This window comes from Pseudomonas sp. SG20056, assembly GCF_031764535.1.
GTDB lineage: Bacteria > Pseudomonadota > Gammaproteobacteria > Pseudomonadales > Pseudomonadaceae > Aquipseudomonas.
This window is the reverse complement of the sequence record NZ_CP134499.1, coordinates 376,552-390,428: the sequence shown is the minus strand read 5'-3', so window position 1 is coordinate 390,428 and position 13,877 is coordinate 376,552. Positions and strand designations below refer to the sequence as shown.

At 55.2% G+C, this 13,877-nt stretch carries 8 protein-coding genes and 1 pseudogene; 2 read left to right on the top strand and 7 right to left on the bottom strand.

The annotated features are described in order from the left end of the window. Nucleotides 1-37: 37 nt before the first annotated feature. Nucleotides 38-1,294 carry a M23 family metallopeptidase gene (locus tag RHP75_RS01850; protein WP_311090211.1) on the bottom strand — a complete coding sequence of 419 codons (1,257 nt, stop codon included), beginning with the start codon at nucleotides 1,292-1,294 and terminating at the stop codon, nucleotides 38-40. 747 nt (nucleotides 1,295-2,041) lie between these two features. On the opposite strand from RHP75_RS01850, the gene RHP75_RS01845 reads away from it, so the two are divergent. Both RHP75_RS01845 and RHP75_RS01840 read left to right on the top strand, forming a co-directional pair. Continuing rightward, complete coding sequence (locus tag RHP75_RS01845) at nucleotides 2,042-2,380, top strand: polysaccharide lyase family 7 protein (RefSeq protein ID WP_311090210.1); 339 nt, start codon at nucleotides 2,042-2,044, stop codon at nucleotides 2,378-2,380. Nucleotides 2,381-2,421: 41 nt separating this feature from the next. Further along, nucleotides 2,422-2,721, top strand: a complete 300-nt coding sequence (locus RHP75_RS01840; RefSeq protein ID WP_311090209.1) for a polysaccharide lyase family 7 protein — start codon at nucleotides 2,422-2,424, stop codon at nucleotides 2,719-2,721. A gap of 50 nt (nucleotides 2,722-2,771) precedes the next feature. Here RHP75_RS01840 and RHP75_RS01835 read toward each other — a convergent pair whose 3' ends face one another. The 6 genes and pseudogenes from RHP75_RS01835 to RHP75_RS01810 all read right to left on the bottom strand — a co-directional run bounded on the left by RHP75_RS01835 (nucleotide 2,772) and on the right by RHP75_RS01810 (nucleotide 13,851). Beyond that, on the bottom strand, nucleotides 2,772-3,443 hold the full coding sequence (locus tag RHP75_RS01835) for a hypothetical protein (protein WP_311090208.1): 672 nt from the start codon (nucleotides 3,441-3,443) through the stop codon (nucleotides 2,772-2,774). A 91-nt stretch (nucleotides 3,444-3,534) separates the two neighbouring features. Then, nucleotides 3,535-4,218, bottom strand: a complete 684-nt coding sequence (locus tag RHP75_RS01830) for a hypothetical protein (protein WP_311090207.1) — start codon at nucleotides 4,216-4,218, stop codon at nucleotides 3,535-3,537. A gap of 60 nt (nucleotides 4,219-4,278) precedes the next feature. Then, nucleotides 4,279-5,012, bottom strand: a pseudogene (locus RHP75_RS01825) (transposase). 30 nt (nucleotides 5,013-5,042) lie between these two features. Continuing rightward, nucleotides 5,043-5,441 carry a hypothetical protein gene (locus tag RHP75_RS01820; protein WP_311090206.1) on the bottom strand — a complete coding sequence of 133 codons (399 nt, stop codon included), beginning with the start codon at nucleotides 5,439-5,441 and terminating at the stop codon, nucleotides 5,043-5,045. A gap of 290 nt (nucleotides 5,442-5,731) precedes the next feature. Further along, a complete protein-coding gene (locus tag RHP75_RS01815; RefSeq protein ID WP_311091848.1) occupies nucleotides 5,732-6,406 on the bottom strand; it encodes a hypothetical protein in 675 nt (224 codons plus the stop codon). A gap of 308 nt (nucleotides 6,407-6,714) precedes the next feature. Continuing rightward, nucleotides 6,715-13,851, bottom strand: a complete 7,137-nt coding sequence (locus RHP75_RS01810; protein WP_311090205.1) for a DUF637 domain-containing protein — start codon at nucleotides 13,849-13,851, stop codon at nucleotides 6,715-6,717. Nucleotides 13,852-13,877: the final 26 nt, after the last annotated feature.

The window sequence follows — 13,877 nt, the reverse complement described above, 5'->3', positions numbered from 1 at the left end:
TCTTGGCTGCCGCCTAAAGGCATGCCGCCCAATACGGCTAATTCAGCGGCCCAGCGTTATACAGAGCACTCCACGCACACTGGTAGCGCTGCGTGTTTAAGTTGTAGAAGTTGAAACGATTGCATTGATCATCGTAATTGTAGGCGCCCACTGAAATACGCATTGCACCTAAATTCACGCCCTGCAATGAAACATAGCGACCGTTGTATAAAAGTGAAAAATGCAAGTGCGGCCCCGTTGAACTGCCACCTTCGCAAAGTGCGGTATTGCGGTTACTGGCATAGTTTCCTAGTTTTGTATTAGCCGTGATGGTTTCTCCATTACTCACCCGAATATTATCCATATGGTAATAATTGGTCGCCCAACCATTGTCATTGGTTACCCTTACCTGACAACGGGACAATACGCTGACGCGGCCACCATGCGCAGCCGCCACGCTGTAAGTCGACGCACCCCATCCCGGCCAGTCATAGGACACGTCGATAGACGAGTACGGCGAACCCGACCCGGTGTGGGAATGTGCGCCGTTTGATTTCCAGGAATAACCCTGATACCAGGGTAATTGCAGCATGTTGGTCGGCGGCAGAGCATTAGCCGCTAGCGCCATTTCTCGACTCGATTCAGCGTTGCGTAACTGTTCAGGAGGCGTACTAAACAGCTGGGCAAACTGTTGCGTAAAGGCCTGCAGCGACGGCGTTTTCTTGAGCACCACAGGCTCACTATTGGCGTCCTGCAGCCCCCCTAACAGCGCTGCACTGGCGCCATTCAGCGCCCCCGCATCCTCGCTTGATCGCTGAGTGCCAGCGCGTACCTGCCTACGCTGGTAAGCCTCAAAGCCGTAGAACCGTTGCGATAGCTGCTGCAAGACATCGCGCAACTGCCCGGTAAAACCACTCGCTTTGGACAACTCTGCAAAAGGTGCCTGCAACTTCTCCTGACTGGGCGCAGACATCAGCCCGCTCTTGAGCTCCATAAGCGCCAGTACGACCTTGGGATTGATACTGTAGTAACCACTCCAGTGGGCGATCAGCTCCTGCTTGTCACGTAGCAGAGGCGCATGCACCGCGAGATAACCAGCAAGGTCAAACGCCTCGGCATCTCGCCCATACAGAAACAGCTCGTTGCTAAAAAGCACATCGCCGCTCGCTGGCAGCAAGCGCTGTATCTCTTGCGCTGAATAATTAAAGGCCGGGTGATTTATTTCACTGGCAATAACGCCTGTATTATTTATTGCGCCCAAGCCCAAGCAGGAAAAAATTACAAAGTTAGAAGCTATACAAGTGCGCCCCTTCATCACCTTATCCCTCGATGGTAATAGCCCAATGTCACCCCAGAAAAACCACCACACCCATGCATCCAACTACGCACGCAGGCACACATGAAAACTTATGCAGCGCTCGTATCTCCAAACACAACACAGGCACCGGGAGAGTAGACAACAGAAGTTAACTAGCAAGAAATAAGACGAGGTATAACTAAAACTATTTGCGCTAATAGTTAGGTTGAAATATTTGTAAAAAAAACGTGCCGCAACGTTTAGTAAATGCACCGCAGTGAATTGCAAAAGAAGAAAGTGGCAGATTTGTTTGGCTTTGTAGCAATCGCGTATTGCGCGGCAGAAAGCCTCAGCGGAGGAGAAAAGCGAAGGAAGCCCGACGATGCATACCGATGCCTATTGGGTTTCGCATGGGAACGTTTGGCTGACAAAAGACGTGTAACGGCTATCAGTTCGAGACCTCGCGCACATCCTTGCAATATGCCCTCACCGATACAAACCCAGTGCATCGCACAGCCCATCACAGCGTGAAACGGGAAAACCGTTACGCAACAGCTGGTAGATAGATTTCGCAACGAGCCCCTCAAAAATCCGCCAAAAATACGGCGACAAAACAATGGCGAGCGGTAATTACCGAGCGATCAACACCTCGATACTCTCGGCCCAAGCACCCGACAGGTATCGCGACAAACGTCGCTAATGGAGCTGTATGTAATTGGAAATGCCAGGTGCCCCGACTGCCGTTCTGCCATCGGAGTAGCCACCATGATCGACCTCACCACCTGGAACCTGACCATCCCTGTCGGCGTGCCTGCGACCACTATTGAGACACCCGCGCTGGCTGGCGGTTATCAGGATCACTACTTCCAATCGAAAGACGGCACGATCAGCTTCTGGGCGCCGGTCAACGGCACGACCACGCCCAACTCTGAGTTCCCGCGTAGCGAAATGCGCGAAACCTTCGCCAATGGCACGTTGCGTAACTGGACCTACACCACCGCCACCAACATTCTCAGCGCCACAGCCAGGATTACCCAGGTGCCCTCAACCGGCCTGGTCGCCTTCTCCCAGATACACACCAAACAGAGCTCTGCGCCCCCCTGATGCTGGGCTACCAATATGTGCCGCAAACAGGCTACGGCAATGTGGTGATCGCCTTTCGCGGCAAACCCACCGATAGCGACTCACAAAAGATCGCACTTTCCAGCAAGGTCAGGCTGAACCAGGACTTCAGCTACGAAGTGCACCTGGCCAAAAACGGCACCCTGACCATCGGCTTGATAGAGCCCGGCGGAGCGATCAAACGCTGGCAGGGAAAGCTCAACACGGCATGGAAAAGCCACCAGCTGTATTTCAAAGCCGGCATCTACACCCTGGAAAACAGCGGCTACGAAACCGAAGCAGGCGGCGCGACGTTCAAGCAATTGAAAATTGAACATCGATAACTAGAACGCAGTCGTGAACGCGTGGGCACGACTGCTTGTTTTCACACCGGTCAGAAAACACCGTCACCCACGCCACGTGGAGCGAACAACGGTAGCGGCGCACGCTGAGCAGCAGGTAGCTCAGCCGCAGGCACGTCAACAGCCGCAACCGAACCGGACAGCGCTGAGGCCACACTCTCGGCGGCCAGCAGGCGCGTCAAGATGGACTTTCCCGTCACCGTATAGTCGCCGACACCCTCTGAGCCTGAAACAGGCGACGACGCCAGACGCTGGCCAGCCTCATCGTACACATCGACTGCCAGAACGTAGGTCAGCACCGTTCCCATAAAAGCTTCGCTCTTCCACTCTTTGATTCGCACAGTCAGCAGCTGTCGGCCAGTACTGGAAGCCTGTGCACTTGGTGAGGCCACAGCCTCAGCTGTGCCACCAGCCTGCTTGATCCCACCGATGATGGATTGCTGCAGATCCTGCGCTAGGGACTCACCGCTACGGGTCTTAACGTCATAGGGAATGTAATAGCTGCCGCGAATCAGCCCTACATAGTTGGCGGTCTTGCTGCCATTCAAGACGTAAGCCCGCTCATCTACTACTGCCACCTCAATAATCTTGGCCGGCTTAGCGCCTACTTGCGGATATATCTGGGAATAATCGACTTTACTACCGAAAGCACAACCCGCAAGGCATGCAGCGGCCAGAGAAATAAACAAAAAACGAGAAAGCATATAAGACCTCAAACCAATGAAAAACACAGGCCGCAACGAGCCATTATTAAATGGCCTGCCACGCACACTGAACTAATAATTAGCTTACTTACTACGGAGTTTTAGCGAGTGCTGCTGGCAAATCCAAACCCATAATTTTACGGACATCAGCCAAGCAGTAATCAACCGACTGAGACAGCTGAGAGCGAAGCCCAGTACCTTGCTTAAGCTCACGATAAGACGGCGCTTTGTTGGTGTCTTCATAGATCGGTGTATACGAACAGGCCTTCTCAGCCAGCACCGTTTTCGCCTTGCGATCTATCAACCGCGCGTGCACGCTGTAAGCCACTTTGTAGTTATTAAAATCGGATACGTAGTAAATGCTGCTCCACCCACTGGTACGCATATCCAGAATATAGTCAGCCTGCGGATATGCTGCGATGACCTTATCTAGGTCAGCAGACTCAACTGCAGCAGCGGCATGAGCCACCGTCATTTTTTGTGCAGCAGCCAGTTCATCCGCTAGCTGCTTGGCCATATTCAACGCAGGATCTTCAATCTTGTTATCACGAATCATGCTGTTGCCATTGGATATCGCTGTCGCCACACCCAACAAACCAAACTGCACATTAACCGGTGTTTGTGCAATAAAATCTGGCAACTCGCTATAGCGCGAATAGCCCAATGTCTTGCCCTGAAGCTGACCCGCATCAGCGCCAGCCAACTCTTTTGGTTTAACCGTAGAGCAACCGACTAACGAAACCAGCACAGCGACCAGTAGAAAACGCACTAACATAAACAACCTCGAGTTATATTTAAAATTCAGACTTAAAAGTTGGCCTGAAAAGGGACTGTTTCATTGTACCGGATGGCTCCTTGGTCGCCCCCGCCCTCGCTCTTCTATCCGTAAGCCAACAATTCGCTCTACTTCGTCCACGAAACGGCTCGTCCCAGTCAACTGGCCACGCTGTAAAGCAGCGCGGATCAATATGAGCTCATTAGCGGGAATCGCTTGGCGTATAAACGCCTCATACCGATGACGCCGCTCAATGGCGGTATCACCTAAAGCAACAAAGCAACAAAGCAACAAAGCAACAAAGCAACAAAGCAAGGATCAGCATCCAACCAATGACTATCTGGCACATCACCTAACCGAACTCGATAGCTTGACCAAGGATAATCCGCCGCATCGACCACCATACGCGCACGTACCGGGTTCAACTCGATGTAACGGCAACAGGCCAGCAGGTAGGCATCCGACTGCACCACGCTGGACTTGTAACGACTTTCCCACAGGGTGCCGGAGCGCCCCTCCAGTCGATTGCGATATCGCGTCGCACGCGCCGCCAGCGCCTTCATCAACTGCCCCAGCCCAGCGACCGATTCACCAGGTGCCAGCAACAGATGAACATGATTGGTCATCAAGCAGTAGGCGTAAACCTTTACGCCAAATACATCTTTGAGTTCGCGAAGGTCGGCGAGATAGCGCTGATAATTTTCGGCAACGGCAAATACCACCTGCCGGTTATGACCACGCTGCACAACATGATGCGGGTAGTTCGGTAAAACGACTCGGCCCATCCTAGGCATAAGTAACCCTCCATCCGTGGAGCTTTTAGACTAGCTACGATCAGAGAAAATAAATCTGTCCCCTTTTTTTCTATTAACCTCAGGGATAAAACTGATGCCTGCAGAGCATTGAGAAACTGAAGGATAGCCGCCGTATGCCGCCGACAGCGCAAGAAGATAAGTGGCTTTAAAATACTTTCGTGCGCCTGCCGGAACATATACCGACGCCGACTGCCTCGCAAAATTCCCATGTTCTATTAGCCGCCCCATGCCTGCGCTTTTTTCAAATCGAGCGTTATCAAAAACCCACAACGATTGTCTTTCACCTGGAGCAAAAGATATTTTCGTATAAACAATCTTGGCCGCATTAGACGTATCAGTCATCGGCGGTATGTCTTTGACACACCCTTGCAGACCAAAAGCCAAAACCAAAGCAGCTAATTTTTTCATAAACACTCAACACGATCCTTGACTTAAGAAGCCAACAAAAAATAGCGATTAACAATAGGGCTAAAGTTAAAGGGGTCGGAATAATTTATTTTTAACCACCGACTGACCAGAGTTTAAATATCTTATTGAGCACCCCAACTGCATTGCAGTCGACTTCAGGTGGAAAATAAATCTTTCTCCTTTTCTCTTATTCAACAACCCAATTAGCTGATCAAGGTTTATTCACTCCGCCCCATTAGCTCCGCACTTGTAACCGTGTTGTGCTCAGTTCCTACAACCGCCCTTTTTCTTCAGCTCTTCAATGCTGCCAGCGACAGCACTTGGTCATATTGCGGCCAGTCTTCCCGTGCGCGCTTAAGCACACCTTGCATCAACGCATCTAACTCAGGCATTGGCTGCTCGGACGGCAATTGGTCAAACGGCGCAGCCATCAGCGGGTGATCGATCTTCTGCGGATTGGCTAAACCCTCCCACTGTCGCAGCCGCAGGATGTAGAGGATTTCCACCGGCACGCGCTCCAAGTGCCAGTCCTGGTTGAAGTCATAGGAGTTTTTCTGGCTCTCTTTGCCGGTTTGCCACGTGTGGCGGTCACACGCGGCCAGCAGGCAGGGCATCAGGTCGTTGGGGTTGGGGGTGCGCCAGTTGGCCAGCAAGGCTTCGTAGATGGGTTCATCGTAGGCGTAGGCCGTCCATTGATGCGAGACATCGCCCACCCAGTCGGCAAACACGCGCAGCATAAAGGCTTGGGCGCGGCGGTGCTGATCTTCGTACTCAAGCACCAACTGATGCCCACGGTTGAGCGCCGCATGGGTGAGATAGCCTTGGTGGATGACGGCATCCTTCCAGCCCAAGATCGCCATGGCCGCCATCATATTGGTGGCGGTTTGGATGCTGTAGTTTTGGCGGCGTCGATCATTGCCTGCCGCTTTGGCAATAATGTCGAACTGGCCCGCCCAGAAGAACAACTGCCAAATTCCTACTTGGTAGTAGCGCAGCCAATGGGCCAATTCCAGAAGCCATTGCGGATTATCGGGGGCGGTTGCCAATACTTTGTGGGCTCGTGTGACGGCCATCCATTCGGAGCTACTACGCGTAACGTTGTCACTATTCGGCACAGGCATTGATGGCTTCGCAAATGCATCTCCGCGCTCAACATATTCACGGATGCCATTCAATTCGTATTCATCTGAGACGTGTGGCCCCTTGGCTATACGCCCCAGCACACTTTTGTAGGAGGGCCATTTCGGGTTTACGCCCGAACGCTCGCACTGAATTACTTCTTGACCCATGGTTCCACCTTAAATTCTGCTACACCTGTTTTGCCGGGGGCGGGAACACCGACTTTGACTGTTACACCTTGAACCTTGGCTTTTCCTGAATCCAACGCCGCTTGCAAAGCATCCCGTAAAGCAGGATCAGAGTCGGCAATTGATTTATTACGCAGCCACCCTTCCAATCGCGTCCCCGGATCCCCCAGAGGAGCTTTTGCCCCACCCACCCCATTCACCGAGGACTTCGCATCCATCACAACTACGGTAATCGTATCGCCATTGATCGCCACCGCGCAGCCATCGCAACCGTGGTTGCTACCGTTTTGAAGAGGTTTGAAATTGAGGCCGGTTTTCTCGTTGAGTGTTTGCAAGGCCAGTTGCTCACCCAGCTCGCCGTCGTTTTTGAGCGAGCCGGTCTTCCAATTGGGAAGGTGTGACAGTTTGATACTTTCAAGCGTTTGCCCGAAAAGCTCTTCAATGCTGCTGACTTTTTCAGGCGGCGACGGTTTCCAGTTTTCCGGTTTCGGAAAGGTATCTGGCTTCGTAGTTTCTACGGGTTTGGGACCTGTATCGACCTTACCAATCTGTCCTGCTCGACTAGTGGCGGCAAAACTCAAAGCAAACTCGGTCGACCATGTCATCTCGACCCGTGCTGCTGCCTCGGGATTGCCCTGCAAACGGTATAGATAGCTCTGGGCCTCTGCATCGGCTTTTGCCTGGCTGAATGCCGTCCATACTTCTTGAGGATTGGCAGCGCTTTGCAGTAGTCCCAAGACAATTCGCTCACTGGTCGATATTGGACTGGTTACAACATCACGGCCTAGCTCATAAGTATTCTGCACTGCATTGCCAACTGCGGCACCAGTGCCTTCCAGCGCACCAGATAGATCAGCGAGCCCGTTCCATTGCCGATAGTTAAGGTTACGCTCATAGAACTCCTTCTGCTCCCAACCTTCGCGATCAGCCGTTAGCAGATACTCCGCATTGACCAGCGACAAATAGAAATCCGCATGATGCAGCTGGTAATTCTGCAAAAGCTTAAGCGTTTCTGTCGCACTGTAGGTTTTACCCTCCACTTGGACCGGCACATCGCCTCGATCCTGTGGTGCGTATCGAGTGGCAAGCGGTGCTAGCGCCATACCCAGATGCTTCAGAGTTGCCTCATCAAAGACGACTCCACTGGAAGATATCTTTTCCTGCCAGTCTTTATCCACATAGAAGGCCATTGCTTCTGCAAGGCGGCGCTCTGCTTCGGCTGGGCTAATCCCGGCTTCTTTGGCCAGATCATCAGCCTGTTTGCGGATCAGCTTGACTTCATCTGGATGCAACTGCCTGTTATACGCCGTCGCATTCTTCGCCAGCTCCGCCGCCTTGGCCGGGTCGCCACCGGTCGCCGTGGCCGCCGCTACACCGATGATTTGCGAGACTACCAGTTCCAGACCTTTGTCGCCCTTGATCACACCCGACAGTTGTTCGATCAGCAACTCGTTGGCACCAGCAGTCAATGCGCCGGTCTTGAAGTCACCACCGGTCGCTTCGCTGAGCAACCCACCCACCACAGCATGCAGGGCGATCTTTTCCGGGCTGCCGTCCGCCCAGTCGACGCCTTCCACCCACCTGCCGCCGGCAAAATCACCCACCGCATTGAAAACACCAGCCTGCAGTAGGTGCTGCACCTGGCCGGTCAGCGCGCTTTGCAGGTTATCGCCAAGGCTGCCGCCTTGAACGGCGGTCTGGGTCACCGCATGAACCGCGCCCTGTGCACCAAGGTAAGTACCAAATTTGGCCAGTTCACTGGGCTTGCTCAGGTCGAAGCCCTTGGTGACCTTGTTGACGTTGTCGCCGGTTACGCCAAAGGCACTGTCCAGCACGCCAGCGGTAACGCCTGCGGTTATGGCCGAGGTGGCGTAGCCTTTGAGGTTGTCGCTGGAGGTCACATCCTTGACCACCGCACCCAAGTTACCCCGGTTGTTGATGGTGCTAATAGCCGCATTGCTGGCTGCCGAAGTGGCAACGGCGGTTAAAGCGACGTTGGCCCAACCAGCACTGGCGGTACCTACAGCAGTACCCGCACTGACCATAGCCGAAGAGCCGGCAGCCGCCATGGCCGAGCCACTGCCTGCCCCGGCACCCGCCATAGAACCTATCGCGCCGCTTGCAGCCCCCGCCGTCAGGTACGTCACGATGATCGCAATGATGATCATCGCCGCGCCGCCCAATCCCGAATGGCTGTACTTGAAGGAATCATGCACCTCCTTCACCTGGCGCCAGTCCACATCACCGCGCTGCTCCATCTCCGTCAACCAAGCCAGCTCCGGATCAGCGGCAACCATCGCATTAATAGTCTGGTCAATGCTCTGTTTATTGACCTGCTTGATATCGATATTCAAGCCATCAACGGCCTGGATAACGAGCTCCCCCTTCGCGATCAACTGGCTTTGCAGCAAGGTCTCATCGGTCGTGCCCTTACCCTCGGCAGACGTCCAAGCCCAGCTGTTTTTGCTCTTCTCATGACTCTCCTGATCCAGATCCTTCACCGCCTCAAAGGTGATGCTGCCACCGCTGTCCAGGGTCAGGTCATTACCGCTTTCCAGGCGGGCACGCTGATAAAGTTGGTCGCCTTCGCTAACCAGGGTCAAATCACCACCCGCAGTAATGCTGGTGCCAACATTGCGGATCGTGGTCACTTCGTCGCGCTGGGTGGCCTTACTACCCCAGCCACCTTTTTTGCTCATGTCGTACAACGAGTAGTCGCTGTTTTGCGCGGCCAGCAGTGACAGCTGGTTGCCGGCATACAGGTAGGCTTCGTCACCCGCTTTGAGTTTGCTGGCCACCGCCGTCAGATCGTTACCCGCCAGTACCTTCAAATTGCCACCTGCGGTCAACTCGGCGGCTTGCTGACTAACATGACTTTCTACCTTGTCGACCTTCTTGCCGCCGCTTTTGCGGTGCGACTCGTCGTGGTCTTCATTGGCGGCCGCAGCAATCAGTACATCACCGCCTGCGGCTGCGACCAGGTCTTCTCCAGCGCTTACACGGCTGGCGATCACTGCCAGGTCGCGCTCGGCACTCAGCTCAATATTGCCTCCAGCTTCGACTTCACTGCCGTACTGGGTGATCTGCTCGCGGCGGCTATTGCCTTTGCGGTCTTTGCGGGTGGTCAGGTCGTGCTCCTGCGCCGAAGCAATCACCAGATCACGCCCGGCATCCAGCTGCATATCGCCACCGCTCTTGAGCGCACTGCCGATATTCTGGATATCGCGACCGGCGCTCAGGCTCAGCTCGCCACTGGCTTCGATACGCGCGGCGCTGTCAACGAAGTCCTGCTGGTGCTGATAGCCGCGCTTGCCTGATTCGTGACGGGTGACGGTACGCTCGTTGACGATATCGCCAGTCAGGGCAATCGCCGTGACATCCTTACCCGCGATAATCCCACCCTGGGCGTTGCGAATGCTATCGGTAGCCAGCAGCGACAGGCGCTCGCTGGCCTGCATCAATCCGCTGTTGCTGATAGTGCTGGCCGTGACGCTGAGGTTGTTGCTGGCGCGTAGGGCGCCCTGGTTAGTGAGGTTGCCGCCGGAGATCAACGCAACATCGCGCCCTTGGATAAGGGCACCATTGGGCGCCAAACGGCCTTCGGCTTGTGCCAGATAAAGTACCGGCACCAGCACTTTCTGCCCGGCCACTTCGCGCTCTTCCATCCACACCAGATCGTGGGTCAGTGCCGCCACTTGCTCGGCAGTCAGGCTAACGCCCAGGCTGAGATTAAGGGCCTCTTTACTGGCGATGGCATTGTCCATCAGGTAACGGAACTGCGCCTCGTCACTGTCCAGGCCGGCCAGGTAGCGCTGACCGGTACGAGCAACCACGGCTTCACGAATCAGGCGCTGCTCGTAAAAGCCATCACCCAGACGCTTCTGGGCGGTCTGCGGGTCGTAGCCCAGGTTGCCCAGCATGTAATCGGAATTGAGAAAATTCTTCAGGCTGGCGAAGACTGGGTTGGTCTCGATCAGGTAGCGATGGCCCACCTGAGTGTTGATCTGGAACAGACCATTCTGCCCTTGCGGCAGGTTAAAGCCCGGCAAAGCCAAAGGGTCAACGGCCTGCTGAGCAAGATCAGGCGGCAGCTGCGTATTGAGGGTAACGACGGTAGCGATCGAGGTACCAGGCGCACTGGTGCCTGGGTCACGGCTACCGCCCGCGACATAGCTAAATGAGGGGCGAATGACGCCACTGTTTAGCTGCTCAGGGGCGTTGATCTGGACATCACCACCGGCCTGAATGATGGCGGCATAGGCCTGTACAGCATCGGGGGTAAACGTGACGCTTGGACCTGTATGGCTGGGCAGATACTTACTGAGAATATGGTTGAGTTGCGCATTAACGTTGGCACTGGCGTTTGGCCAATTCTGCGCATTGAAGTCATTGACGGCATCGACGATAAAACCTGTCGACTTCTCACGCTCACTAGTAGCCCGACGAGTGATCAGGTATTCGCCAGTCTGCGCGCCCTTGTTATCGAAGCGCGTGGTGTCGATCTGTACATTGCCATTGGCTGAAATCAGGCTGGAGTGGTTGGCCAGGTCATCACTGCTTAGCAGCAGATTGCCGCCCGCAAGTAGGCTGCTTTGTGGGCTGACATTGAGCCCTTCGGTGCGCTCGATTTCCCGGAGGCGATAACGCACGTTTTCCTTGTCGCCGCTGCAATCGGTACAGTCGCGATCATAAAATTGCACAGCTACCTTGCGGGTGACGATATCCAGGCTTTCGCGGATGTTTTCGATCAACTTGGCTTGGATGCTGACATCAGCTTCGCTTTCCAGCGTGCCGGATACGTTGCTGAAACGCGCGGCTTGATCGCTCGGTGCAAGGGCAGCAAAACTGAAGTTACCGACGCTGTACAGGTCACCGCGCTGATTAACCAAGCTATCGCCACGTAGCTGCATCTGGCTACCACTGAACAGCAGACCACCTTCATTGCGCATGCTGTTGGCTTGCACCAGCAATGCTGCGCCTGCCCCCAATGTGCCGAAGTTATTGAGGCTGCTTGCACTCAGCAGCAGCGCCTCTGCCGCACTGATCACTCCACGGTTTTCGAAGCTCGAACCCAGACTGAAATCCGCCCGGCCACCACTGCGTACTTTGGCTGCAGCGCCCATGCTGGCACTAGCGGCAGTGAAAATCAGGTCTCCTTGGCTCAACAGAGAACCGTTACCGCTGTAGCTACCAGCCAGATCAAGTTCAAGCTCGCCGTCGGTCTCGATACTGCCGTGGTTGATCCAGTTATCTCCCGTCGCCACGATGCTCTGGCGGGACAACAATTTACCGCTGGCAGTCTGAGTGAACTCGCCAATAGCCAAGGTTAAGCGCTCGGCCTGCAACTGGCTGCTGTTGCTCCAGGCATCGGCCTGCAGGGTCAATTCGCCTGCCGTGCTGAAACTACCACCAGCGAGGCCGATGTCACCCAGATCAAGGTTAAAGCCCTGATTGCCAGTGTGGCGCACAGTACCGCCGAGGTTGCTCAAGCCCACGCTGCTCAGGGCAAATGCACCACTGCCAACCTCAACCAGGCCGGCATCGTTATTGAGCAGGCCACCCAGAACAAACCGGCTTTCGCCCTCGCCACCCAGGGCGCGCAGTTTGCCGCCGTTGTTGCTCAGGGTATTGACCGCCAGTTGCAGATCGCTGGCGGATTCAACCAGCCCATTCTGGTTATTCAGGTTCGCGCTGAGTTGTAGGTCAAGCGCATCACCGGCCACGGTGCCGTCCTGGTTATCCAGGTTGGCCGCCGTGACCTTGATCGCTTGCTGGGCCAGGACTTCACCGCCCTGATTGTTCAGCTGGTTACCGCTCAGGTCGAGGTTTTTCTGCGCAACGATACGCCCGCCCTGGTTGTCCAGTGTCTGCGCGTTGAGCGTTGCGTCACCGGCGCTGAGCAGCTTGCCGGTGCGGTTATCCAGGGTCTGCACATCACTGTTCAGGCTGCCGTGGGAGGTGATGGAGCCGTGGTTTTTCACCGTGCTGGTTTGCAGGCTAAGGGTGGCCGTGTTGTTCAGGCTGCCATCGGCACGTACGCCCGCCTCTACCACGCCCTGGTTGAGCAGTTCGCCACCGTTAACGGTTAGCTGCTGGGTGGCTGCCAGGCTTTCTTTGACCAGCGTCTGGCCACTGGCGTCTACAACGGCATTGCGCCCAGCGAAGGTGTCCGCATTCAGTTCGATATTCTCGGCCTTGAGCTGCAAGTCACGGCTAGCAGCAGTGCGCGCCATGCTCAGCTGACCATTGGCGTCGATCTGAATATCGCCGGCACTGGCGGCCATATCACCGGCCAGTTTTACGCCTACACCGGCTTCGGTACCGACCAGGCGAATAGCCCCGGCGTACATGCCCCCCAGCGCTGAGCTGTCGATGGCCAGTTGCGGTTTGGCGCTGCCATCATCGGCTTTGGCGGTGGCACTGAGGTTGGCGGCGTCAACATCGTTACGCCCGGTAATCACATTCAGTTGGTTGGCATGCAGCTCGGCGTTGATCTGCGCACTGCGGGTGATCAGGTCAAACTGGCTGACATTGCGCGCATTGAGGCCATCGCCTTCGATGCTGATCTGCCCGCCCTCGACATCAAAGCGATCCAGACGCCCGCCTTCTACCACTGGTTTGCCGGTGCTAAGGGTCACGCGCGGGGTATTGATAAAGCCGCAGCCATCGCAGCTGATGCCATGCGGGTTGGCAACGATGACCGCAGCGGACTTGCCGGCCACTTCGGTGTAGCCCCTGAGCTGACTGGGGCTGCCGCCGTTGACCTCATTGAGGATGACGTTCGCCGCCCCGCCCGTGAGGTTGGGGTTACCCATTACATAACCGCCCAACTGCGTCTGCACCACTGCCTGGGCGCTGTTGTTGAGAATCAGGCCCTGCTGATTGACGTTGAAGTCGGTGAATTTGTTGTGCGACAGGCCACTGCCATTGGGTGTGGCGATATTGACCATGGACACGCCATTGGCGGCCTGGGTTACCGCAGCATTGCTGCCGGCCTGGGCATCCAGCGCCAGTTCGGCCGCCGTAGAAACAATCGGGTTAAGGAACAGTACCCCGATCAGGACACAGGCAATGTTTTGGAAAAATGGCGTGCGAACGTCCATGTAATAACTCCAACCCGTAGGGCTAT

What these genes read in the sequence shown, in the direction of transcription:
- RHP75_RS01820 (WP_311090206.1), bottom strand. Translation starts at nt 5,441, where the DNA reads ATGAAAAAATTAGCTGCTTTGGTTTTGGCTTTTGGTCTGCAAGGGTGT.
- RHP75_RS01850 (WP_311090211.1), bottom strand. Translation starts at nt 1,294, where the DNA reads ATGAAGGGGCGCACTTGTATAGCTTCTAACTTTGTAATTTTTTCCTGC.
- RHP75_RS01845 (WP_311090210.1), top strand. Translation starts at nt 2,042, where the DNA reads ATGATCGACCTCACCACCTGGAACCTGACCATCCCTGTCGGCGTGCCT.
- RHP75_RS01810 (WP_311090205.1), bottom strand. Translation starts at nt 13,851, where the DNA reads ATGGACGTTCGCACGCCATTTTTCCAAAACATTGCCTGTGTCCTGATC.
- RHP75_RS01835 (WP_311090208.1), bottom strand. Translation starts at nt 3,443, where the DNA reads ATGCTTTCTCGTTTTTTGTTTATTTCTCTGGCCGCTGCATGCCTTGCG.
- RHP75_RS01830 (WP_311090207.1), bottom strand. Translation starts at nt 4,218, where the DNA reads ATGTTAGTGCGTTTTCTACTGGTCGCTGTGCTGGTTTCGTTAGTCGGT.